This is a genomic window from Acetobacterium sp. KB-1, assembly GCF_003260995.1.
Lineage (GTDB): Bacteria > Bacillota > Clostridia > Eubacteriales > Eubacteriaceae > Acetobacterium > Acetobacterium carbinolicum.
In genome coordinates this window covers 2,306,341-2,329,246 of the sequence record NZ_CP030040.1, presented here as the reverse complement: position 1 = coordinate 2,329,246, position 22,906 = coordinate 2,306,341, and the positions used below count along the sequence as shown (strand labels likewise).

Annotated in this window: 19 protein-coding genes; 15 read left to right on the top strand and 4 right to left on the bottom strand. The window is 43.2% G+C overall.

The features are described 5' to 3' along the window. The first annotated feature begins 22 nt into the window (after window positions 1–22). The 3 genes from DOZ58_RS10810 (at window position 23) to DOZ58_RS10800 (ending at window position 2,081) form a co-directional block, all read left to right on the top strand. The gene (locus tag DOZ58_RS10810; RefSeq protein WP_204355391.1) at window positions 23–730 is read left to right on the top strand and encodes an HAD family phosphatase; all 708 of its coding nucleotides are present in this window, start codon (window positions 23–25) and stop codon (window positions 728–730) included. A 125-nt stretch (window positions 731–855) separates the two neighbouring features. Further along, window positions 856–1,449 (top strand): TetR/AcrR family transcriptional regulator, encoded by a 594-nt coding sequence (locus DOZ58_RS10805; RefSeq protein WP_111888287.1) that lies wholly within the window; start codon window positions 856–858, stop codon window positions 1,447–1,449. Window positions 1,450–1,475: 26 nt separating this feature from the next. Next, on the top strand, window positions 1,476–2,081 hold the full coding sequence (locus DOZ58_RS10800; protein ID WP_242988478.1) for a hypothetical protein: 606 nt from the start codon (window positions 1,476–1,478) through the stop codon (window positions 2,079–2,081). Here the strand turns inward: DOZ58_RS10800 and DOZ58_RS10795 are convergent. Beyond that, window positions 2,069–2,896, bottom strand: a complete 828-nt coding sequence (locus DOZ58_RS10795) for an alpha/beta fold hydrolase (RefSeq protein WP_111888286.1) — start codon at window positions 2,894–2,896, stop codon at window positions 2,069–2,071. The genes DOZ58_RS10800 and DOZ58_RS10795 overlap by 13 nt on opposite strands. A 230-nt stretch (window positions 2,897–3,126) precedes the next feature. Between DOZ58_RS10795 and DOZ58_RS10790 the strand changes: the two genes are divergently transcribed. Further along, window positions 3,127–3,510, top strand: a complete 384-nt coding sequence (locus tag DOZ58_RS10790; RefSeq protein ID WP_111888285.1) for a toxin-antitoxin system YwqK family antitoxin — start codon at window positions 3,127–3,129, stop codon at window positions 3,508–3,510. 163 nt (window positions 3,511–3,673) lie between these two features. On the opposite strand, the gene DOZ58_RS10785 is transcribed toward DOZ58_RS10790, so the two are convergent. Then, on the bottom strand, window positions 3,674–5,122 hold the full coding sequence (locus tag DOZ58_RS10785; protein ID WP_111888284.1) for a TrkH family potassium uptake protein: 1,449 nt from the start codon (window positions 5,120–5,122) through the stop codon (window positions 3,674–3,676). Next, entirely contained in the window at window positions 5,119–6,492 is a 1,374-nt protein-coding gene (gene trkA / locus DOZ58_RS10780; RefSeq protein WP_111888283.1) for a Trk system potassium transporter TrkA, read from the bottom strand. Before trkA ends, DOZ58_RS10785 begins: the two co-directional genes overlap by 4 nt. A 252-nt stretch (window positions 6,493–6,744) precedes the next feature. Between trkA and DOZ58_RS10775 the strand changes: the two genes are divergently transcribed. Both DOZ58_RS10775 and DOZ58_RS10770 read left to right on the top strand, forming a co-directional pair. Then, on the top strand, window positions 6,745–8,409 hold the full coding sequence (locus DOZ58_RS10775; RefSeq protein ID WP_111888282.1) for a GspE/PulE family protein: 1,665 nt from the start codon (window positions 6,745–6,747) through the stop codon (window positions 8,407–8,409). 9 nt (window positions 8,410–8,418) lie between these two features. Further along, the gene (locus DOZ58_RS10770) at window positions 8,419–9,645 is read left to right on the top strand and encodes a type II secretion system F family protein (protein WP_111888281.1); all 1,227 of its coding nucleotides are present in this window, start codon (window positions 8,419–8,421) and stop codon (window positions 9,643–9,645) included. Window positions 9,646–9,695: 50 nt separating this feature from the next. On the opposite strand, the gene DOZ58_RS10765 is transcribed toward DOZ58_RS10770, so the two are convergent. Beyond that, entirely contained in the window at window positions 9,696–9,980 is a 285-nt protein-coding gene (locus DOZ58_RS10765) for a hypothetical protein (protein WP_111888280.1), read from the bottom strand. 430 nt (window positions 9,981–10,410) lie between these two features. Between DOZ58_RS10765 and DOZ58_RS10760 the strand changes: the two genes are divergently transcribed. The 9 genes from DOZ58_RS10760 to gatC all read left to right on the top strand — a co-directional run bounded on the left by DOZ58_RS10760 (window position 10,411) and on the right by gatC (window position 22,904). Further along, entirely contained in the window at window positions 10,411–11,598 is a 1,188-nt protein-coding gene (locus DOZ58_RS10760) for an FprA family A-type flavoprotein (protein WP_111888279.1), read from the top strand. A 49-nt stretch (window positions 11,599–11,647) separates the two neighbouring features. Further along, window positions 11,648–12,724 (top strand): tRNA 2-thiouridine(34) synthase MnmA, encoded by a 1,077-nt coding sequence (gene mnmA, locus DOZ58_RS10755; protein ID WP_111888278.1) that lies wholly within the window; start codon window positions 11,648–11,650, stop codon window positions 12,722–12,724. A gap of 194 nt (window positions 12,725–12,918) precedes the next feature. Further along, entirely contained in the window at window positions 12,919–15,003 is a 2,085-nt protein-coding gene (locus DOZ58_RS10750; RefSeq protein WP_111888277.1) for a hypothetical protein, read from the top strand. A 12-nt stretch (window positions 15,004–15,015) separates the two neighbouring features. Further along, window positions 15,016–15,699 (top strand): response regulator transcription factor, encoded by a 684-nt coding sequence (locus DOZ58_RS10745; RefSeq protein ID WP_111888276.1) that lies wholly within the window; start codon window positions 15,016–15,018, stop codon window positions 15,697–15,699. A 25-nt stretch (window positions 15,700–15,724) separates the two neighbouring features. Next, the gene (locus DOZ58_RS10740; RefSeq protein WP_242988477.1) at window positions 15,725–16,999 is read left to right on the top strand and encodes a cell wall metabolism sensor histidine kinase WalK; all 1,275 of its coding nucleotides are present in this window, start codon (window positions 15,725–15,727) and stop codon (window positions 16,997–16,999) included. Further along, complete coding sequence (locus DOZ58_RS10735) at window positions 16,996–18,135, top strand: iron-containing alcohol dehydrogenase (RefSeq protein WP_111888274.1); 1,140 nt, start codon at window positions 16,996–16,998, stop codon at window positions 18,133–18,135. The genes DOZ58_RS10740 and DOZ58_RS10735 overlap by 4 nt, the downstream gene beginning before the upstream one ends. A gap of 89 nt (window positions 18,136–18,224) precedes the next feature. Continuing rightward, window positions 18,225–20,432: an ATP-dependent helicase gene (locus tag DOZ58_RS10730; RefSeq protein WP_111888273.1), complete on the top strand. Its 2,208-nt coding sequence runs from the start codon at window positions 18,225–18,227 to the stop codon at window positions 20,430–20,432. Window positions 20,433–20,476: 44 nt separating this feature from the next. Continuing rightward, a complete protein-coding gene (gene ligA / locus DOZ58_RS10725) occupies window positions 20,477–22,468 on the top strand; it encodes an NAD-dependent DNA ligase LigA (protein WP_204355390.1) in 1,992 nt (663 codons plus the stop codon). A 148-nt stretch (window positions 22,469–22,616) separates the two neighbouring features. Then, window positions 22,617–22,904 (top strand): Asp-tRNA(Asn)/Glu-tRNA(Gln) amidotransferase subunit GatC, encoded by a 288-nt coding sequence (gene gatC / locus DOZ58_RS10720; protein WP_111888271.1) that lies wholly within the window; start codon window positions 22,617–22,619, stop codon window positions 22,902–22,904. The last annotated feature ends 2 nt before the right edge of the window (window positions 22,905–22,906 follow it).

Here is a 22,906-nt window from a genome sequence, read left to right as displayed (position 1 = left end):
GAATTGAAGGAGAGGAGACACAATGAATATCTTGGATTCAGGTATAAACAAAATTGGTTTAATTTTTGATTTTAATGGTACGTTGTTTTGGGATTCGGACAAACATGAGTTAGCATGGCGGATATTTATCAAAGAATTGTGCAATAGAGAGATTAGTGACAGCGAATTTTTGCAATATGTACACGGGCGTAACAATGACTTTATATTAGGGTATTTTCTCGAAAAAAGTTTATCGGTAGATGTAATTGATGACTTGTCGGAAAAAAAGGAAATTATTTATCGCAAACTATGTACCGAAGATGCGGTAAATTTTAAATTAGCACCTGGCGCGATCCGGTTGTTGGATAATTTAAAAAAGCATAATATCCCAAGAACAATTGCAACGGCATCAACAAAAGTCAATGTTGATTTTTACAGAAAAGAATTTCAATTAAATAAGTGGTTTGATAATGACAAAATCATTTACAATGACGGAACGATAAAAGGAAAACCAAACCCCGATATTTATATAAAAGCGGCTAAAATGATACAAGTTGACGCCCAAAATTGTGTCGTGATCGAGGATGCGATCTCTGGAATACAGTCAGCATATAAAGCCGGAATTGGAAAGATTATCGCAATTTCACCCAAAGATAGACAGGCGATTTTCGAAGATATGAAAGAAGTGGATTGCATAATTAATGATTTTTATGAAGTGGAATGTGAGGTTAAAACCGTAAAAGATCGTTAAAAGGATTAATATAAAAAATACTGAACTTATTATTGAGCAAATGATCAATAATTATTGACAAGAGGTTTGACTTGATATATTATTTTGTTGAGCAAATGATCAATAAAATAACGAGGTGATCACGGATGGGAAATCGGGCGGAACAAACGGAAAAACGAAGACAGGCGATTTTATTAAGCAGCCTGGATTTATTTGTATACAAGGGCTATCACGGTACCACTGTCCGGGATATTGCCAAACGGTCGGAGGTAAGTGTGGGACTTCTCTTTCATTATTTTCCCACCAAGCAAGCTATTTTGGAAGAATTGTTGAAAATCGCTGAGGAAGGATTGGATTTAACAGAAACGCTGATGGAGAAATCCATCTCCCCGATCGAATTTTTCGAACAAATGACAGCAGTAATTCTTCAGGCGTTCCGGGACTCAACCAAGGCGGCAAAAATTTTTATGCTGGCCAATCAGGCACTGACCTCCCATTGGATACCAGAGGAATCGAAGGCACCGCTTTCCGCTTCGACCTCGGTTTATGAGACCGCAAAACTAATAGAAAAAGGCCAAACGCAGGGAAGTATTCGACCAGGCGATCCCCTTTCACTATCATTGGCCTTCTGGGGAGCGATTCATGGTGTTGCCGAAGCTTTGGTGAGCTATCCTCAGATTGCTGTTCCGGAAGCGAAGTGGATTGTCGATATGGTACGAAAACATCCCCAGGATGATTAGCAGAAATAACTAAGAAGAGGGAGAAGATGAATAACAAAACAGGAATGTACGCGTCTCTTGTCACGCTGGCGGCCGTTGTAGTCTTTGCAGTATCCATGATCGTGGGGAATAGTTCGGTTAGTTATCTGGCCAGTATGTTTATCGCCTGGGGGTTTATCCCGATGATTGGCGCATTTGTTGCCGATTCAGAAAAAGAATCAAAAGCTGTCAGTTATACGGCGCTAGTTTTTGCCGCCATCTATGGCACCCTCATTATGATTGTATATTTTGCCCAATTAACGGTGGTGCGGCTGGCGAATCTCAGCCTGCCTATAGCCCAGATACTTGATTACCAGAAATTCGGATTGTTTTTTAGCTATAATTTACTGGGATATGGATTTATGGCCTTAACCACCTTTTTTATTGCGCTGTCTTTTAAAGCGGAGTCAAAAGCAGATAAGGCGCTGAAGGTTCTTCTACTGGTTCACGGTCTTTTTGCAATCAGTTGTCTGGTTATTCCGATGATGGGAATTTTTAGTTCGGATATGGCTGGCAGCGGTCTCATTGGAATTCTGGTGCTGGAATTCTGGTGTGCCTATTTTATTCCGGTTTGCATATTATCATTTCTCCATTTTAAAAATCAGCGGCTCTGAACGAACGCCAAAAGATCCGTATTAAGTTGATCCTTATGTGTATAAGCGAGACCGTGAGGTGCACCCGGGTAGATCTTCAGGCTGGCGTGCTTGATGATCTTTGAAGAGGCGAGCGCTGCCGCACCGATGGGAACAATCTGGTCATCATCGCCGTGAATGATTAGCGTTGGCACATCAAACTTTTTGAGGTCTTCAGTGAAATCAGTTTCGGAGAAGGCCTTGATGCAGTCGAAGGTGTTTTTGCTGCCGGCTTGCATCCCCTGAAGCCAGAAAGAGTCAATCATGCCTTGAGAAACCTTTGAACCGGTCCGATTAGCCCCGAAGAATGGGCCACTGGCAAGATCTTTGTAGAACTGCGAACGATCAGCAATGGAGCCAAGGCGAATCTCGTCAAAAGCCTCAATCGGCAAACCACTGGGATTAGCATCTGTTTTTAGCATCAGCGGGGGGACGGCGGCAATTAACGCAGCCTTGGCTACCCGCTTTGTGCCGTGGCGTCCGATATAGCGGGCGACTTCACCACCGCCGGCGGAAAAGCCAATCAGAACAATGCTCTTCAGGTCAAGGGCTTCGATGATTTCTGAGAGGTCATCGGCATAGGTGTCCATCTCGTTGCCATCCCAGGGTTGGCTTGATCGTCCATGGCCACGTCGGTCATGGGCGATGCATCGATAGCCCTTTGAGGCCAGGAACAGCATCTGAGATTCCCAACTGTCAGCATTAAGTGGCCAACCGTGGCTAAAGACTATCGGTTGCCCGGTACCCCAGTCCTTATAATAAATCTGCGTACCATCGTTCATCGTAATCATACTCATTGTTTTACCTCCTGGTTTATTTTTAAATAGCTGATACAACTTTAATAAAATCGTGTCGTTATAAGATTTGCTATCATTTGAAAGTTACCCTTAATAATATGCCTCAAACAAAATTTGCGGATGGTGTAGTTAACGGTTATTGATTAATTATAAAACAAAGAATAACGTTTAAGATAAGATGTTGCAGTAAGTTTTGTACCTTGAGTGAAACGAAAGGGATGTTTATAAGCATGAAAATTAAAGATAAAAAAGTGTTGGTCAGAGAACGTTGTTCATATGGAGACTATGTTGAAGGTTTTCGACTAAAGGACGGTTGGATAAAAGGTAAAAAGTACGAGGATAAAAAAGTTATCGCAGAAGGTGATTTTTTTAATGGCTTGCTGTCCGAACAGGGTAAATATTACCATAAAAATGGTGAGGTTCGAGTTAAAGGAAATTTAAAAGGATATATGGAATTTGATGGTTTCGGAAAAGAACACTATGAGAACGGAAATGTGAAATATGAAGGTGAATATCGTTGCAGTGTTTGGAATGGCGATGGAAAATACTACGATGAAGCTGGTAATTTGCTCTATGATGGATTGTTTGAGAACGGAACACCGGCTCAAAAATGATTGTTGATAAATACAGCGTAAGAATTTAAAATGATGAGAAGAAACGAAAGATGAGCTTGGGAACTCGACGTTCGAATCAGTGAAGTTTAATTCGATATGTAAAATAGTCAGCAAAAACCCCTGAAACCATGGTTTCAGGGGTTTTTGTCTTAAAATTTGGTAGCTATCCTCGTCGCCAGGTTCTAGGACTAAGCAGAACCAGAATCGGGAAGATTTCTAATCGGCCCATAATCATCACCAGACTTAGTGAAAATTTGGTCAGATTATTAAAACCAGCATAATTTCCCGCTGGCCCAACAGCATCCAGTCCGGGACCAATATTGTTAAAGGTGGCAGCCACGGCAGTGAAAGCGGTGGTGAAATTGGGTGCCGATAGGGAGGTGATAATCAGAAAGATAACAAACATAAACGTGTAAGTAATCAAATACACACTGGTCTGTCGGCTGAGAACCGGACCTATAGACTTGCCTTCAAACAAGATCGGTAGCCGTCGGTTAGGGCTGACATTGACACGAATTTCTTGGATGGTTGTTTTAATATAAATAGCAATTCGACTGACCTTGATGCCGCCAGCGGTTGAGCCGGCCATGCCCCCAACGAACATCAAAAAGAGGAGAATAACCTTGGAAAAAACCGGCCAGACATCAAAATTGGCGGTGGCGTAGCCAGTGGTCGTAATAATCGTGGCAACCGTAAAAAAGACATCCCGGACAAGAAGATCAATTGACGAATACAAATGGCGGACATTCAGGCAGATTAGTAGCACAGCAAAAGCGATAAAGCCCAGATACCATCGGAGCTCTTCGTTTTTTAGAATATTTTTCATTCGCATAAAAAATAGAGCATAATACAAATTAAAATTGATGCCAAAGAGAATCATGCTGATGGCTAGCACGTAATCAATATAAGTGCTATTGTAATAGGCAATGGAGGCTGCCTTATTGCTAAATCCCCCGGTGCCGGCGGTGCCAAAAGCATGGATAAAACTGTCAAAGAGGGGCATCCCGCCCAAGGCTAGTAATAAAACCAACACAGCCGTCATGGATAAATAAATAACGTAGAGAATTCGGGCAGAACTCCGAAGCTTGGTTCGTACCTTACCAAAGGTCGGGCCGGGAACTTCGGCGCGCATAATAAAGACATCACCGGATTCGATTTTGGGCATAACCGCCAAAGCCAGAACAAGAACGCCCATTCCACCAATCAGGTGGGTAAAGCTCCGCCACCACAAAAGCGAATGAGAAAGTGATTCAATATTGGTTAAAATACTAGCACCAGTGGTTGAGAAACCACTGGCGGTTTCAAAAAACGCATCGATGGGATTGGGGATAGCACCGCTTAGTAAAAAGGGAAGACTTCCAAAAAACGATAGTGCGATCCAGGATAAAGCAACAAGCACCAGCCCTTCTCGAGCAAAAAAGTCAGTATTTGAGGGTTTGCGAAAACCGATCAGGAACCCACAACCACCAGTGATCCCAATGCTAAGAAGAAACGGGGATAAACCTTGCCAGCCTTCTTTATAAATAAGCGCAACAAGCAGCGCTGGAATCATCAGCAGGGCATTAATAAACAAGATTCGACTGAGAACGTAACCGACCATTTTCCCATTCATTGGCGGCCTCGGTTCTTTTCAAAAATATCATCAATGTCCTGGAAATTTTTATGCGTGGTGGTGACGACAATAACATCATCATGGGGTAAAATCCGACTCGTGCCTTTAGGATAGATAATTTTTCCATCACGAATAATACAGGCAATCAGCAGTCCTGGTTTGGTTTGTAGTTCAACAAGTGGAATAGCAATTTCACAACAGGATTCCTTGACCTTAAACTGTAGAACCTCAACCCGACCATCCAGCAAGCGATAAAAAGCACTGACGGTAGAACCCTGAGAATTTTCGATGGAGCGAATAAAACGAATAATGTGGTTGGCGATAAGTCGTTGAGGCGTGATAATCGATTGAAGTCCAACATTATCTAGTACCTTTAGCAAATCGGTCCGATTTACCTTGGTAATTGTTTTTTTTACCCCCATGCGGGAGGCGTAAATTGAAATCAGGATGTTCTCCTCATCAACCCCGGTTAAGGCAATAACCGAATCATATTCAGAAAAGTGTTCTTCATTTAGAAAGGCCTGTTTGGTTCCATCACCAAAAATAATTTCGCTTTGGGGATATTTAATCGCAAGTCGGTCAGCGTTATCGGCATCAATTTCGATAACCTTGATAATCATCCGCATTTTTATGAGCCGGGATAAAAGATAGTCGGTCAGCTTACCGCCGCCGATAATCACAGTGGAGTTGATTTTAACCAGGTCGGGTTGGCAGTGTTTGCTAAAAATCCGAACGTCGCCAGGACTGCCTGTAACCATGACGTGATCCTCGGCTCGAAGGATTGTTTCACCGTCGGGGATCATCACATGATCATCCCGAATAACAATACAGATCACCACGTCGCCGAAACGGCCGTTGTGGTCTTTGAGCGGTAAACCAACCAGCGGAGTGCCCTCTTTTAGAACCACCTCGATCATGTTCACCCGTCCATGCTCAAAGGCTTCCACATGCAATGCAGAAGGAAAAAGGAGCGTACGGGTTATTTCTTGAGCGGCTTCCAGTTCTGGATTAATAATTAAGGTGATACCTAAGATTTCTCGTAGAAAGGTCATTTGTTTTGAATATTCGGGATCACGAACCCGGGCGATGGTAAATTTTGCGCCAAGTTTGCGGGCCGTAATCGCCGCAATAATGTTCGTTTCATCATTGCGGGTGACAGCGATAAATACGTCGCAGGTATCGACCCCGGCTTCTGTCTGAATGTCAAACATAGCGCCATTACCATGAATACCGCTAATGTCATATGAGTTGATAAATTGATCCAGGCGTGTTTCATTGAGTTCAATGAGCATGATATTGTGATTTTCTCTGGCAAGATCGCTACAGAGAACTTCACCAACCTTGCCAGCACCGGCAATTACGATGTTCATAGGATATCTCCTGATCTAATAGTTTTAAATGGATGTAACTCCGCTTATTATATATAATCAGGCGGTAATTTGCAATAACAGTGTTTGGCCTTAAGACTTGAATCAGATTCGATAAGTTAGGTTGCTGTGGCAATAAAAGTCTTCTTTAACAAAGTCCGTTTGGAAATCTATGTAGTGCTGGATATTTATTTCTAAATCATTTATACTGCAATTATTAGATAAACGAAAAAGCTCTAGTCATTAGGAGGCGTGATGAAGGAAAATATGTTGGTTTTGGAAATGCTTCTCAAAAACAAGATGATTACCCGACAAAACATAGCTGAGCGAATTGATGAAGCAAAGCGGTCAAAAAACTCAATTCTAGATGTACTGGTAAGAGACCGTATTATTACAGAGGCGGAAATTGTACTGATTTTTCATAATGAGTGGGGGTTTGAACGCTATGATCCCTTAAAAGATGCCTTAGATCTTCGGGCTTTGAGCTTTTTTTCGAAGGAGCAGGCCAAGAAACATCTGGTTTTTCCATTGAATCAGGAAAATGATGATCAATTGACCGTGGTTATGGCGGATCCATCCCATGAAGAAACAATCCGCAGGATCAAGCGGATTGCTGAAAAACGACTAAAAATACTGGTTGCCGAAAAAAGTTGCACCCTGGGGTTAATTGAGAAATACTATCATCAAGAGTATGTCAATCAGGATCGCGCGGTGTTAATAAAACATCGAGAACAGAAAGAACTCACCTTGGAACCAAGTATAATCACCCTCGTGAACGATCTGATTGATGAGGGTGTTTCCCGGGGTGCCAGTGATATTCATGTAGAAGTCTTTCCCCAGAAGGTACAAGTGCGGTTTCGTATTGATGGCGTCTTAAAACCCATTGGTCAGCTAAGTAAAGAGACTTGGAGAGGCGTCATTACCCGCCTGAAAATACTGGCAGGCTGCGATATTGCCGAGCATCGTCATCCTCAGGATGGTGCGTTCACAACCAATCATGAGGGTCGCCAAATTGATGTCCGTTTATCGATTATTCCGACCATTCATGGGGAGAAGATCGTCTTACGCCTGCTGGATGAAAAAAAATTTTTAATATCAATTGATGAGCTGGGCTTTTCCAATCAACAAAAACAAGTGTTAAAAGAAATAATTAAAGCACCCCACGGGATGGTTCTGATCTGTGGACCGACGGGAAGTGGAAAATCAACAACTTTGTATAGCCTGCTCAACGGCATGGACTCCCGAACGCAGAATATCATCACCATTGAAGATCCGGTGGAGTTCCAAATGGAAGATATCAACCAGATTCAGGTCAGCGAAAAAACGGGGCTTAACTTTGCCAACGGGCTGAGAGCTATTTTAAGACAAGATCCCAATGTGATTATGGTCGGGGAAATCCGAGATGAAGATACGGCCGAAATTGCGACTAGGGCAGCAATTACCGGGCATTTGGTATTATCAACACTTCATACAAACAACGCCATTGCGTCGATCAATCGCCTAATGGATATGAAGATTCCCTTATATCTGTTGTCAGCGGCATTAAGAGGTGTGATTTCTCAAAAGCTGATTAAACGTTTGTGCCCTAATTGTAAAAAGAAAAGCTTCGCAACGGCGTTCGAAAAAGGATTACTGGGAATGGCGGACCAGGAGATTGAGCTTTTCTATCCGGAGGGCTGTTCCCTTTGTCATGGAACCGGGTATCTGGGGCGAATTGCTGTTCAGGAAGTGATGAAAGTTAGCAGAAAGATCCGGGAGGCCATCAGTAAAGGTGCGGATTATGACGGCATTCGAAAAGTCGCCATTGAAGAAGGGTTTAAGCCCATTGAAGAGTCCTTGAAACGTCATCTTTTACAGGGTGAAACGTCAATTTCTCAGGGTTTGGAGATCTTAGCCTTTGAAAATGAATGGCATCGTTAGGGTGGAATAATGGAAAAACAGTTTATTTATAAAGCAAAAGACCGGCGGGGAGAGACCATCACCGGAATGGTTGCGGGGCAAACTCTCCGGGAGGTCGCCCTGCACCTTCAGACTAGAAATCTGATTGTGCTGGAAATCAAAGAAAAAAAGAAGTCCGAAGGATTTCTAAATAAAGAATTTAATATTCGGATTCGTTCGGTAACTGATGATTCTTTTAGCCGCTTCTGCAGACAGTTTTACATCATGTTAAACGCGGGGATTCCAATTCTGAAATGTTTGGAACTTATTCGTGAGGAGACAAAAGATAAGGGATTTGCCCAAGATATTTCCGGGGTTGGCAACCGCATCCAATCCGGAGCGAGCCTTTCTCAAGCAATGATTGCTTATCCCAAGTCATTTCCGTCCTTGTTTGTTTTTATGGTTGAAGCCGGAGAGATGAGTGGAAATCTCAATACCGTTCTTTTTAAAATGGCCGAGCATTTTGAAAGTGAAGAAAAAAATCGTCGGCAGCTTCAGCAGATCCTCTTCTATCCCATCATCCTGAGCATTGTGTTTGTACTGGTATTGGTCTTTTTAATCACGATGGTACTTCCGACCTTTGCAGACATGTTTACGGTAATGAATGCGGAGCTGCCAGGACCAACCCGGTTTTTGATGGGACTGAGTCACGGATCAAGCGGCGGTTGGTCGATCGTTCTTTTGATTCTGGCGGGATTTGTAGCGGGAGCGATGCTTTTGTTAGAAATCGACGCGGTGGCAAATTGGCGGGACTGGCTAAAAATAAGACTTCCGTTCTTTGGAAGTCTGAGTCACAAACGGTGTCTGGAGAGAATCGCCACAACCCTGGGAATGTTTCTGGCAAGTGGAATCGACCTGCTGGCAGCATTAAAGCGTTTGGAGGGTGCTACCAATAATCGGTATCTCAAAAAAGAATTGATGGTGCTCCGGGAAAAAGTAGTAAGCGGCAAAAGTCTGAGTCAGGGAATGGCAGAAAGTGAGGCGTTTCCCGGCCTTTTTAGCCAGTTGGTCGCCATTGGCGAAGCATCCGGATCGATGCCGGAAGTGCTGGCAACGTTGAATCTTATTTATGCAGACGAGGTTAAGTCCAGAATTCAGTTGCTGCATACAGCGTTGGAGCCGCTTATTCTGCTGATTTTTGGCGGGCTGGTGCTGTTTATTCTGGCGGCGATTATGTTGCCGGTGTTTGATGTCTATTCGGTATACTCCAGCATGTAAAAGAAAAGGACATTCTCAGAAGTCTGAGAATGTCCTTGATTGTACTGAGACTAAATATGATTACGCCCGGATAAAATGGCGTGACATTCGTTGTAGTAGAATTTTTTTGCATCGCTTACGGTTAGTTCATCAAATAAATGATAGAGGGCGATTGCCAGAGTTTGAGTCGTTTTGATGTCCAGATTTGTGCGTTGGCAGGTTTTTAGAAAGTATCCCATACAAGCTTCCTTATTCCAGTCATCTCCACCCAGGAATAATCGACGCAATTCTTCTTTAATTTCTTTTTCAGTCCATTGCGAATCGGTTGAAGAGACAGAATCCTTTGTTTCAATCATTTTACCAGCTCCTTTCACTTCAGATAAATGTGTTAATCATCGTCATTATAGCATAGCTTCAAAAAAACTGTAAACGGAATGGAGGGTAAAATTTATACTAAGCTTTTGTTAAGTAACAAAGACAGAAAGTGGGAGAAAACTAAAGTAATGCACAAAAAATAGAAAAAAGTACTGGATTTTTAAAATGTAATCGGTTATAATAAGCCCATGGTGTGAAAACGTTTTAATTTCCTTTCTTAATTTTCTTAAAAAAGAGGTGTGTCGAGCACCTCTTTTTTATTTTTTGACCATCCTCACACCCCATACAAAGGCTCAACTTGGTCTTATTCGCGTAAGTGGTATGGGGTGATCATTTTTTTTGCTCTTGAAATATTTTCTATTTAAGGTTATATTTAAGGTCGAGAAAACATAAGGAAAGTGGGGAAATAACATGAATGCAGTAAAAATTAAAGACGATATATTTTGGGTAGGCGCGAATGATTATCAGACGACACTTTTTGAAGGACTATGGCCAATTGATCAGGACGGCGTTTCTTATAATGCGTATGTGATCAATGATGAAAAAGTGGCCATTATTGACACGGTTAAAACCATCAAAGCTGATGAGTATATAGAAAAGATTAAATCCATTATAGGCGATAAAAAGGTGGATTACCTGATTGTCAATCATATGGAGCCCGATCATTCCAGTGGAATTACTGATTTGTTGGCAGAATATCCGGATTTGGTCATTGTCGGAAACAAAAAAACGTTCCCGATTATGAACAATTTTTATAAGATCACCGAAAATCTTCATGAGGTGTGTGATGGCGATACGTTGTGTCTGGGAAAACACACCCTCCAATTTTTCATGACTCCGATGGTTCATTGGCCGGAATCCATGGTTACCTATGATATTAATGACAAGGTGCTCTTTTCCATGGATATTTTTGGCAGCTTTAAAACGCCAGAGGGCAGCATTTTTGATGATGAAAATGATCTGGCAGCCTTTGAAGAACCAACCCGTCGCTATTATGCCTGTATTGTTGGCAAGGTGGCCAGTCAGGCTTTAAAAGCACTTAACAAACTTTGCGATGTCGAAATGGGGACGATTTGTCCATCTCATGGCTTGATCTGGCGGGATAATCCCAGACATATTCTGGATATGTACGTCAAAATGAGCAAGAAGGAAACGGTTCCTGGTGTTGTGATTGCCTACGGTTCGATGTATGGTTGTACCCAGAAATCAGCAGAAATTTTAGCCATTGCCTTAAAAAACGAAGGCGTCAAAGAGGTAAAGCTTTATGATGTGGCTAAAACCGATATTTCCTTTATCATATCCGATATCTGGAAGTACAAAGGTTTGTTTTTAGGGGCGCCATCCTACTACGGACAGATTTTTCCGAAAATGGCCAGTTTGCTTTATAAATTGGGTGAAATAAAAGTTGACAATCATAAGGTTGGATTTTTTGCAAACTACAGCTGGAGTGGTGGAGCTGATAAAAACTTTAATTATTTTATCAACGAGGCAAAGGTCGACACCATTGATGAGATCCTGATGATTAAGGGAACGCCGGACGAACAGGACGTCATTGATTTAAATGAATTAGCAAAAAAAATGGCTAAAGAAATGGTTTGATAAAAATTAACGTGGATTTTGGTTGAAAAAATCAGAGGGGGAAATGTAAATGAAAATCGTTGTGGGTATGTCTGGAGGGGTTGATTCATCGGTTGCAGCATTATTATTAAAAGAACGTGGTTACGAGGTCATCGGTGTCTTCATGAAAAACTGGGAAGAACAGGATGAATCGGGGGTATGTACAGCCACGGAAGACTATGATGATGTGCGGCGGGTATGCGACGCTATTGATATTCCCTACTACACCGTGAATTTTGCCAAAGAATACTACGACTCTGTTTTTTCATATTTTCTGGAAGAATATAAAAAAGGGCGGACGCCCAATCCGGACGTTCTCTGTAACCGGGAAATAAAATTCAAACGCTTTTTGGATTATGCGCTAAAGGTGGTTGGTGGCGACTATCTGGCCACCGGTCATTATGCGCAAATCGATTTTGTCAATGAACAGTACCGGTTAAAGCGGGCCTTTGATCATAACAAGGATCAAACCTATTTTCTGTGCCAACTGGGACAAAAAGAACTGGCCGATGTGATGTTTCCAATTGGACATCTTTGTAAAGATGAGGTTCGCCAGATCGCGGTCAAAAACAATCTGGTTACCGCCGAGAAAAAAGATTCGACGGGAATTTGTTTTATCGGTGAACGTAATTTTACCAAGTTTCTCAGTCAGTACCTGCCCGCCCAGCCCGGTAAAATCGTTGATCTGGCCGGTAATGTGAAGGGTACCCATCAGGGACTGATGTACTATACTCTGGGGCAGCGAAAAGGCCTGGGGATCGGCGGTGAAGGAAGCGGAGAGCCCTGGTTTGTGGTCAGTAAAGATTTAGATAAAAATGAATTGGTCGTCGTCCAGGGGGAAACTCACCCGGCCTTGTACTCAAAATCTCTGGAAGCCATTGAAATGAATTGGGTTGGGGGTTATCCGCCAGCCAAAACGTTTAAGTGTAGCGCTAAATTCCGGTATCGTCAATCCGATCAGGCGGTAACGGTGCGAGTAACTCAGGATCGGATTTATGTTGAATTTGATCAACCCCAAAAAGCGGTAACCCCAGGACAGATAGTGGTTTTATATCAGGCCAACATTTGTCTTGGAGGCGGAACCATTGATGCGGTAGAGATGATTTAATAAACCCAATTTAAGCGATAAAAGAGCAACCTTAATTTAGTTTGCTCTTTTATTTTTTTTGAGTAAAAAGCCCAGTTTTATGGTAAACTATACACAGTGACATCAATACAATAGGTATGGCCTGTAAAAAAAGCAAGTGATAATTCATGAATATAGAGAAAAGTAAGCAGGACGATAGGGAAGGATTGTAAATAATGAAAACACCGTGTAATAAATGTGGAAAAACAATCGGTTTTTTTGATAGAAATTATAAATTAGATAATGATAGATTAAGTATAAAATATGATGTCCTTTGCGGCGACTGTAACAGTATCTTAAAAAAGGGTGTTGAAAAATTAGAGGATATGCACCAATGGATGATGAATAACCTTAAGAAAAATAAGGATGTTCAAAAAAATGGGATGGTCTCAGTCGAGGTCGATCTGTTGATTCTACTGGCCGTTGAGGCGCTCTTTTCGGTAGCACCAGACTACTATGATTTGAACTCCCCTCTTAATCAGACCTTTATTCGGGCCAAAGAAAGCCGTGGTGTCGACCGGCAACGCGATATCGTGCGGATCGTCCATATTCTACTGCTTTACGGGTTCGAAGCTAATTTAATTGAACAGGGACTCGACACCACCCGAAATTTTATTGCCTATATGATCCAGAACGAACAATTTTTAGAAGAAGTGGAAGTTAACTGTGGCGTTGAGGATGAACTCATTAAAGCCAATGTGTTTTTGAGCCGCCGGGGCCTGATCATCGATACCCTTGATAATCCCAAACTGATTTATATTTCCATTCCCAGCGATGTGCAGGTCGATTATCAGGTGCAATCATCAGAAATCATCAATGAAGTGATCCTGAAAAATGTTTTTTATCCCTGGGATAAGAAAAAAAAGGTAGTCCTGACCCTTGTTTCAGAAAGTGTGCTGTTTTCAGTGGCCAACGCCATTGATCGGTTTAATCAGAAGACCGGGAAACTTCAGGATAAGCTCAAAAAAGATAGTCTGGAATATTTTAATGACCGCGTGGTTGAAGATCTGGGAAAAATAAAACCCGGTGAATTTATCGAGGCAGTCCATTTGGATTGTTTACTTTTGTGTATTGTCAAAAACTTAAAAAGTCAAAAAATGTTTTCCATGGAGGCTTTGTTTGATCCCAAAGGCACCGCTATTGAACTGCTTTGGGCTTATTATCGACAGAATCTGAGGAACATGGGCATTGACAATAACGAAAAGATTGTCACCTACCTCCTTAAAAATTGTCTTTACACGGAAGGGTTTCATATCAAGCATGGTAATAAACCCAGTGACAAGGGTTGGGGATTTTTTACCACCAAGGGCTATATTATTTATTTTAGACGGAGTCATCAGGTGTTTTTTATCTATACCGAAACCTTCCCCAATCCGCTCTATCATCCCTGCAACCGGGTGACCTATGAGGACAAGCAGTATTTACAGTTGATTATGAATAATGGCCGAAGTCTGGGGGAAGAGCAGCGGGAACTGGATGAACTGATTTTTTATAGCGATGAACCGGAAACCATTGCCCAGATGGAACGTTTTTTTGAACGACACAACCTTTATTATCAGATGGAGACCTTTCTCAAAAAACAGAAAGAAGTTCAGCGAAAGCGGGATAAATATCTCCAGGTACAGCGGATTATTAATCATATTTTTAATGATTTTGGATTTTTGCCCTACTGTATCTATGATGAGTGGTATGTGATTCAAACCGAACTCAAAAAGGATGATATCCTGCTGAATAAACTGATCGATACCGATGCCGGGCTCAGAAAAAACTATACCCTAGGCCAGATCACCTATGCTCCCAAAATTATTGAAGCCTTCAACCGCGGGGCTGAAGCCGTTCAAAACTCGCTAAATATTGTCGAAGATTCGGTGGCTCGGGCGATTTTATGGGTCGCTTTTAAAGAGGCGGTCACCGAGACCCTATCTCAGGAATGGGTGCGGATTGCCGGCGAAATTCTGGATAAAGAAGATAATGCGCTTTCGGCGTTTTTCAAGTACGCGAATCTCAAGAAGATTGAGCCGGATAAGGTCTACTTTATGGGATTATTCATCTATCATTTGATGGACCGGGAAGTCCTTCAGTCAGATAATTTTCTGGAGAATTATGAGGGAGCGGTGCGGATTTTTCTGGAATGCCGTCGGGTCATTGAAGAACCAGATTTTAAAGGAACCGTTCTTCCGATGGAAAAATTGCTAGAAGAGGTGTTTCCAGAAAAAAAGAAGGATGAGAGTAACCTAAAGAAGGATGAGAGCAACCTATAGAGGAGAAAAACCATGCGTGTTCTTTTAGTTGAGGATGAAAAGCCCCTGGCCGCAGCATTGGGGAAGATTTTTGAAAAAAATAAAATATTAGTTGACGTTGTTAATGATGGGATCGAAGGCAAGTTACTCAGTGAGAATGATGTCTACGATGTCATTATCCTGGATATTATGCTGCCGGGAATGACCGGTTTGGAAATTCTGCGATCAATTCGGGAAGCGGGAAAGAATGTACCAATTCTTTTGTTAACCGCCAAGGATGACACCAAAGACAAGGTCAACGGACTAAATATGGGTGCCGATGATTATCTGGTTAAACCCTTTGTCACAGAAGAGTTGATTGCCCGGGTAAGAGCCCTGGGCCGTCGCCCCTGGGAGGTTTACCAGGATAATGTGATTCACTTTTCAAACATTTCATTAAATATTAATTCCGGGGAATTGTATGTCGATGAGGTCTTAAATCGGCTTACTGCCAAGGAAGCCCAATTGCTGGAAATGTTTATTCGGAATCCCGGTATGATCATCTCAAAAGAACAGATCTTGGACCGGATCTGGGGGATCGAGAGCCTGGCGATGGAGAATAGTGTCGAAATCTATGTCCATTATTTAAGAAAAAAGCTGGACACCTCGCAAACCTATATAAAAACCATCCGCGGATTGGGTTATGTTTTAAAGGAGAAGGAGAATGTTAAGCCTTAACAAACTTCGGATCAACCTTACTCTTATGAATACGGGAGTCCTTATCGGACTCCTATTATTTATTTCCGTTTTTCTGTACGTGGTTTTGAGTATGGATGTGGAGACAAACGTGAATAATAATCTTAAGATATACTGTTCCCAGTTGGCCAATGAAATTGAATATCTGGAACGACAGGAAGCGGGAGACGAGGTGACCGAAGAAGAAAAACAGGGATATTTTGAGTATGCCCGTAGTCTTGTTCAGAATAATATCTCCTATATAATTTTTGATCAACAGTTTAAAGTGCTGGATCAATCTTACTTGCTTCCCCTTGAAGAAGCAAAGCTGCTAGAAATTTCGAAACACTATTTTGAAGAGAACAAAGAAAAGTATCTGATTAGCGATTATAAGCAAGGCGATAAGGATTATAAGATTTGCACCTATGCGGTGGTCAACAAAAATGGTGAATTAAAAATTGTTCAGGCCATGAAAAATATGGCGTCGGAACGATCACTGTTAGGAAATGCACAGGAAATGGTGGGATTTACGATCCTGATCGGAGCCTCGTTATCTTTTCTGGGTGGCTATTTTTTGTCTGGCCGTTCTCTGATTCCGATTAAAAAAAGTGTCGAACGTCAACAGGAATTTCTGGCCGACGCTTCTCATGAGCTACGGACACCGATTGCCGTGATTCAGACAAATCTGGAAGTGGTCAAAGCCAGCACCGATGAAAGTGTGGAGAGTCAGCTGACCTGGATCAATAACGCTTATGATGAGATCCAGTGGATGCAGCACATTGTTGAAGATCTGATGTTCTTAGCCCGGGCCGATTCCGGGGATATGATGGTACAGCGAGAACCGGTCGATTTAACCTATATAATCAAGATGGTTTGTGAAAAAATGGCACCTTTAGCCGGGAAAAAGGGAATTTCTTTTAGCAACAAGCTGGAGGATGATCTGATCATTATCGGCGATGAAAAGCAGATTACCCAGTTACTGGTGATTCTTTTGGATAATGCGATTAAATACAGCGGTGAAAATACCAGTATTCGCCTTATTGGGAAGAAGACGCTTCAGGGGGTGTCAGTGGCGGTTATCGACCAGGGGATTGGGATTGCCAAAGATCAGATAGAAAAGGTAACGCAGCGGTTTTATCGGGTTGACAAGGCCCGATCCCGAACCGAGGGTGGAACGGGACTGGGCTTGTCGATTGCTAATTGGATTGTCGATGAGCACCATGCCGGTATGACCATTGAAAGTGAAGAAAAAAAAGGGACAAAGATTACACTCAATTTTGATAAGGGGGTAGATATAAAGTGAGCAGTTTAAAGTTTTGCGGAGACGAGATCATAACCGGTCCCGGCACCTTGGATACCATTAGAGAGATAGTGGGGCAACGGTTTTTTATCGTAACCGGAAGAACCGCTTTATTTAGAAATGGGACCATCAAACGGGCCGAAGCCCTTTTAAAAGAAGTTGCTAAGGATTATGATATCCTTAGCGGCATTGGAGCAAACCCCAGCGTTTGTGATGTAGAAGCGGGTCTGTTAAAGATGAAGGCGTTTAATCCGGATGTAGTGATTGCCATTGGTGGCGGTTCGGTTCTCGATGCTGCCAAGGTCATGACCCTGATGTGCGAGTACAATGGGTTAACCATCGAAGCGATCAAGGCTGGTCAGGCACCGGAAAAACGGGAGCGGATCAAACTGGTGGCGATTCCCTCAACCTCCGGAACGGCCTCTGAGGTTACCCGGGCAGCCGTGATTACCTTCCCGGAAGAAAATATTAAAATAGGGCTAAAAACGAAGGCCTTTATTCCCGATCTGGCTATTTTAGATGGGGAACTGACTTTATCAATGCCACCCGATGTGATAGTGGAATCGGGGATGGATGCCCTGACCCATGGTCTGGAAGCGATGATTAATAAAAGCGCCGATGACTTCACCAAAACCATGGCAAAAGGGGCCGTAGAAGGTTTACTTAAGTATCTGCGCCAGTCCTTTGAAAGCGGGGATATAAAAAGTCGGCAGCATGTTCACAACTTTTCCTGTCTGGCCGGGTTCGCCTTTCAAAATGCCGGTCTGGGAATGGACCATGGCATTGCCCATGCTTTTGGGGGGCGCTTTGGTACCAGTCATGGACTGCTAAATGCCATTGCTCTGCCCTATGTACTGGAATATAATGGGCAGGATCCGCAGGTGGCCGAGGAACTGGAACAGCTATCCCGGTTAATCGGGAAAAACATTATCGATGAAATTAAAGAGCTCAACAAAACTTTCGAAATCCCCAGCTCCTTTCAGGCTGCTGGCATCCCGGAAGAAGAATTTAAAGCCAATTATGATGAGTTACTAAAAAATTCGCTGATGGGCTCCACCCAGAGAAATCCAATTAAAATGGATGCAGCCAAGATGGATAAGGTCTTAACAAGCATTTATTATGGCGAAAAGAAATTTTAAGAATGAAACAAATTAGAGCGTTGCAAAACGGAGCCTGAAGTTCTTATAATTTTTGCAATTAACTATGAAATAAATATTTAGGAGAACACATGAGTTTATTAGACGGGTTAAACACTCGACAACGAGAAGCAGCAGAAACCATCGATGGGCCACTATTAATATTGGCAGGGGCCGGATCAGGGAAAACACGAACTATTATTCATCGCATTGCCCATATTATTGAAACAGGACAGGCATGGCCTTCACAGATTCTGGCCATCACTTTTACCAATAAAGCCGCCGGCGAAATGCGGGAGCGGATTGCCAAAATGAAGATTGAGGACAGTAAACGGATCTGGATGTCGACATTTCACGCCATGTGTGCCCGAATTATGCGAACCCATGCACAATGGTTGGGTTATGACGACAACTTTGTCATTTATGATATGGACGATCAGAAGCGTTTATATAAAAGCTTAATCAAAGAATTGGGCCTCAATGACAAATATTTTACCAACCAGTTTTTAAGCGGCGAAGTCTCAACGGCCAAGAATAATTTTGTCAGTCCGGAAGCCTATCTAAAAGAAAATTCCGGCGATTTCAGAAAAGAGAAGGTCGGACTTTATTATAAACGCTACCAGGAAAGCTTAAAAGCAAACAATGCCATGGATTTTGATGATCTGATCTACAATACCCTGGTATTATTTAAGGGCTTTCCGGAAATTCTGGAACAATATCAGAATCGCTTTAAATACATTATGGTGGATGAATATCAGGATACCAATCATAGCCAATATGAACTGGTTAACATGCTGGCCGCCAAATACAAAAATATTTGTGTCTGCGGCGATGACGATCAGAGTATTTACGGCTGGCGGGGAGCGGATATCAACAATATCCTGGATTTTGAAAAAGACTACGCCAACGCCAAGGTAGTTAAACTGGAAGAGAACTACCGCTCAACCCAGACGATTCTGGACTGTGCCAACGGTGTTATTGCCAAAAATACCGGTCGTAAGGAAAAGGCGCTGTGGACCAACAATGACGGCGATGAAAAAATTATGATTGCTTCGTTTAACCAGGGTTATGATGAAGCCCGGTTTATTGTTGATGAGATTAATGAAAACATCACCAAGGGCAATGGTATCTTCGGCGATTTTGCGATTCTGTACCGAACCAATGCCCAGTCCCGGTTGTTTGAAGAAGCGCTGATGCGGGCCGGCTTGCCTTTTCAATTAATCGGCGGAACCGGGTTTTATTCGCGGGTTGAAATTAAAGATGTCATTGCTTATTTAAATGTCCTGAGCAATCCTAAAGACAACATGGGCTTTATGCGAATTGTCAACGTGCCCAAGCGGGGGATTGGTTCAGCCACCATTGAAAAAATTGCCGAATACGCCAATTTTAAAAGCTTTAGTTTAATGCAGGCCTTCCATCATGTTGAAGAAATTCCGGAGCTGAGTCCCAGCGTCAAAAACAAGGTTCGGGCGTTTAGCGAATTAATGAAGAAATTAGAAACAATCCGGGAGACGGCCAGCTTAAGCGAGCTGATCACGGCGGTGATTGAAAAAACCGGCTATCTGGAAATGCTGGAAACCGGAAAGATGGATAAGGGTGAAAGCCGCCTGGAAAACCTTCAGGAACTGGTATCTTCCGCCACAGACTTTGAAAAAAATAGTGATGATCAAAGCCTCAGCGCCTACCTGGAAACGGTCGCCTTGTCGTCAGAAACCGACAAGTACGATGGTGATCAGGGGAAGGTTCTCCTGATGACGCTTCATAACGCCAAAGGACTGGAATTCCCGATTGTCTTTATTCCCGGGATGGAAGAAGGGATCTTCCCCCATGGCCGAGCCATGGATTCGCCGGAGGAAATTGAAGAGGAACGACGAATCTGCTATGTGGGGATTACCCGGGCGATGAAACGTCTTTACATTTCCTGGGCAGCGGAAAGAACCCTTTACGGACGTCGCCAACTGCAAACCCCATCGCGATTTTTAAAAGAAATGCCGGATGAAGTTTGCGTGGAAAATAAACAGCGCTATGAACGTAAGCCGGAAATTGACATTGAAACGAAAAAGAATAAGACTTTTTCTGAACGGGTGACCCAGTCGAAGGTAGCTATTCGCAGAAATAATGCCAATGCCGTTAACCTTCACAATGGTCCATCAGAAAATGGGTTTGCGTTGACGGATAAGGTTAAACATAAAAAATTTGGCATTGGTACTGTGGTTGAAGTTAAAAATAACATGATTTCAGTCGCGTTTCCGGGGGTGGGAATCAAAAAAATGGATCCGACGTTTGTGGAAAAAGCTTAGTTAAAATAGCGTTAAAAAGTAGCTATAAAGGATAGGAAATGAGTATGAGCAATGCCCAAATTGAAGCGTTAAGAAAAAAAATAGCAGCATATGACAGAGCCTACTATCTTGATGATGCGCCTCTGGTTTTAGACTATGAATATGATCAGCTAATGCAGGAACTGATTGCGCTAGAAACCGCAAATCCCCAATGGATCACCCCGGATTCACCGACTCAGCGGGTTGGTGGAAGTCCTTTAGCAGGTTTTGACAAGGTCGTCTACAGCCATCCCAAACTGAGCCTTGGCAATGCCTTTGATCCGGGCAATCTCCGCGATTTTGACCGTCGGGTGCGGCAGACCTGTCCCGAGGCAAGCTATGTGGTGGAATACAAATTTGATGGGTTGACGGTGGTACTAAACTACGAAAATGGTTTGTTCGTTCGGGGCGCCACCCGAGGCGATGGCGAAGTGGGGGAAAATGTTACTGCCAACCTCAAAACGATTCGGACGATCCCGCTGGGCTTGTCGGAGCCGGTGACCCTGGAAGTTCGGGGCGAGGTTTTTATGGGTAAGGCTGATTTTGAAAAATTGAATCAGCGTCGTCTGGCGGCGGAGGAAAGTCCTTTTGCCAACCCCAGAAATGCAGCAGCCGGATCGCTGCGACAATTGGACCCCAGGCTAACGGCCTCCCGGCCATTGGATATTTTTGTTTTTAATCTGGAAGTGGTTGAAGGTTTCGAACCTAAAACCCATCGGGAGACCCTGAATTATTTAAAAGATTTAGGTTTTAAAACCAGTACAATCAAAGCCTTTAGCGATATTGAGGCGATCATTGACTATTGCCGCCTGATGGAAGTGGAAAGACGCAACCTGCCCTTTGAAATCGACGGTCTGGTGATTAAGGTCGATGAATTAGCTTTTCGGGAGCGACTGGGAAATACCTCAAAAAGTCCCCGCTGGGCGATCGCTTACAAATTTGCCCCCGATCAGGCCGTTACCACTGTGGTTGCCATTACCGTTCAGGTTGGCCGAACCGGTGCTCTGACCCCAGTGGCCGAACTTGAGCCGGTATCGCTAGCGGGGTCAGTGATTTCCCGGGCAACCCTCCATAACGAAGACAATATCAGTACAAAAGACATCCGTATCGGTGACCAGGTGGTGATCCAGAAGGCGGGGGACGTCATTCCGGAAGTGGATCATGTGGTGTTTGAAAAACGATCGGGAAACGAGGTGGTTTTTCAAATGCCAAAACGCTGTCCGGTTTGTGATGAACCAACCTTTCGGATTGCCGGAGAAGCGGTGACTAAATGCCTGAACATGGCCTGTCCGGCGCAGGTGTTTCGAAAACTGGTTCACTTTACTTCCCGGGACGCAATGAACATTGAAGGGCTGGGACCAGGCGTACTGCGGCTGTTGATGGATGATAAACTGGTCGTTAACCCGGTCGATATCTATCATCTGGATGAGAAAAGAGAACAACTGATCACCCTTGAAAAGTTGGGCGAAAAATCGGTCGACAATCTTCTGGTCGCGATACAAGCCTCTAAAAAACGTGAATTATCCCGGCTTATTTTTGGTTTGGGGATTCCGCTGGTCGGCGCCAGAGGTGCTAAAATTCTGGCTGAACATTATCAGAAAATGGATAACCTGATCCTGGCCCAAGTGGAAGATCTCAAAGCGATTTTTGAAATTGGCGAAAAAATGGCTACCGAAATTGTCGATTTTTTTAAGACGCCCACCAATATTGAAATCATCAGAGGGTTAGAAGCCGCGGGGCTTAATATGATTCAGGAAACCAGAATCGATTCTCAGACCCTGGCCGGGAAGACCTTTGTGCTCACCGGAACCCTGCCCACTCTCGACCGACGGGAAGCTAAAGCATTGATCGAAGCTAATGGTGGCAAGGTAGCAGGCAGTGTCAGTAAAAAAACCGATTTTCTCTTGTCCGGAGAAAAATCCGGGTCCAAATATGAAAAAGCCCAGTCGCTGGGAATTACAATAATTGATGAAGAAGCGTTTTTAGCCCTTGTCACGGGTGGAGGGTTTGATCTATAATGAAGGGTGATTTTTAAAATCAAATTGACGGCTCCGGCTGTTAAGATAAAAATCAGTGCCCGAGCTATTTAAAAAATGCACAAGAAGTGCATCATGAATTGATTAGAAAAGTAAGATCGATAGTCAACAGTAAAGAAAGGATAACACTATGAGTTTAACACGAGAAGATGTCACCTACGTGGCCAATCTGGCCCGTTTGGAATTTTCCGAGGATGAAGTGACCGCCCTGGCCGAGCAACTGGGTGCAGTGCTTAATTATGCTGAAACCTTAAGCGGATTGGACACCTCTAAAATTAAAGCCACCGAACATGTGCTGGCGGTTCAGAATGTCTTTCGGGAGGATGAAATTAAGTCCTGTCTGAGTAATGAAGAAGCTTTGGCCAATGCGCCAGAGAGCGAAGCCGGGTGCTTTAAGGTTCCCCGGGTTATGGAATAGGA

Bases quoted from the DNA above. Each gene is read 5' to 3' on its own strand.
- DOZ58_RS10785 (WP_111888284.1), bottom strand. From the start codon at position 5,122: ATGAATGGGAAAATGGTCGGTTACGTTCTCAGTCGAATCTTGTTTATT.
- DOZ58_RS10765 (WP_111888280.1), bottom strand. From the start codon at position 9,980: ATGATTGAAACAAAGGATTCTGTCTCTTCAACCGATTCGCAATGGACT.
- gatC (WP_111888271.1), top strand. From the start codon at position 22,617: ATGAGTTTAACACGAGAAGATGTCACCTACGTGGCCAATCTGGCCCGT.
- mnmA (WP_111888278.1), top strand. From the start codon at position 11,648: ATGAAAATCGTTGTGGGTATGTCTGGAGGGGTTGATTCATCGGTTGCA.
- ligA (WP_204355390.1), top strand. From the start codon at position 20,477: ATGAGCAATGCCCAAATTGAAGCGTTAAGAAAAAAAATAGCAGCATAT.
- DOZ58_RS10730 (WP_111888273.1), top strand. From the start codon at position 18,225: ATGAGTTTATTAGACGGGTTAAACACTCGACAACGAGAAGCAGCAGAA.
- DOZ58_RS10740 (WP_242988477.1), top strand. From the start codon at position 15,725: ATGAATACGGGAGTCCTTATCGGACTCCTATTATTTATTTCCGTTTTT.
- DOZ58_RS10775 (WP_111888282.1), top strand. From the start codon at position 6,745: ATGAAGGAAAATATGTTGGTTTTGGAAATGCTTCTCAAAAACAAGATG.
- DOZ58_RS10770 (WP_111888281.1), top strand. From the start codon at position 8,419: ATGGAAAAACAGTTTATTTATAAAGCAAAAGACCGGCGGGGAGAGACC.
- trkA (WP_111888283.1), bottom strand. From the start codon at position 6,492: ATGAACATCGTAATTGCCGGTGCTGGCAAGGTTGGTGAAGTTCTCTGT.
- DOZ58_RS10805 (WP_111888287.1), top strand. From the start codon at position 856: ATGGGAAATCGGGCGGAACAAACGGAAAAACGAAGACAGGCGATTTTA.
- DOZ58_RS10795 (WP_111888286.1), bottom strand. From the start codon at position 2,896: ATGAGTATGATTACGATGAACGATGGTACGCAGATTTATTATAAGGAC.
- DOZ58_RS10800 (WP_242988478.1), top strand. From the start codon at position 1,476: ATGAATAACAAAACAGGAATGTACGCGTCTCTTGTCACGCTGGCGGCC.
- DOZ58_RS10750 (WP_111888277.1), top strand. From the start codon at position 12,919: ATGAAAACACCGTGTAATAAATGTGGAAAAACAATCGGTTTTTTTGAT.
- DOZ58_RS10745 (WP_111888276.1), top strand. From the start codon at position 15,016: ATGCGTGTTCTTTTAGTTGAGGATGAAAAGCCCCTGGCCGCAGCATTG.
- DOZ58_RS10810 (WP_204355391.1), top strand. From the start codon at position 23: ATGAATATCTTGGATTCAGGTATAAACAAAATTGGTTTAATTTTTGAT.
- DOZ58_RS10790 (WP_111888285.1), top strand. From the start codon at position 3,127: ATGAAAATTAAAGATAAAAAAGTGTTGGTCAGAGAACGTTGTTCATAT.
- DOZ58_RS10760 (WP_111888279.1), top strand. From the start codon at position 10,411: ATGAATGCAGTAAAAATTAAAGACGATATATTTTGGGTAGGCGCGAAT.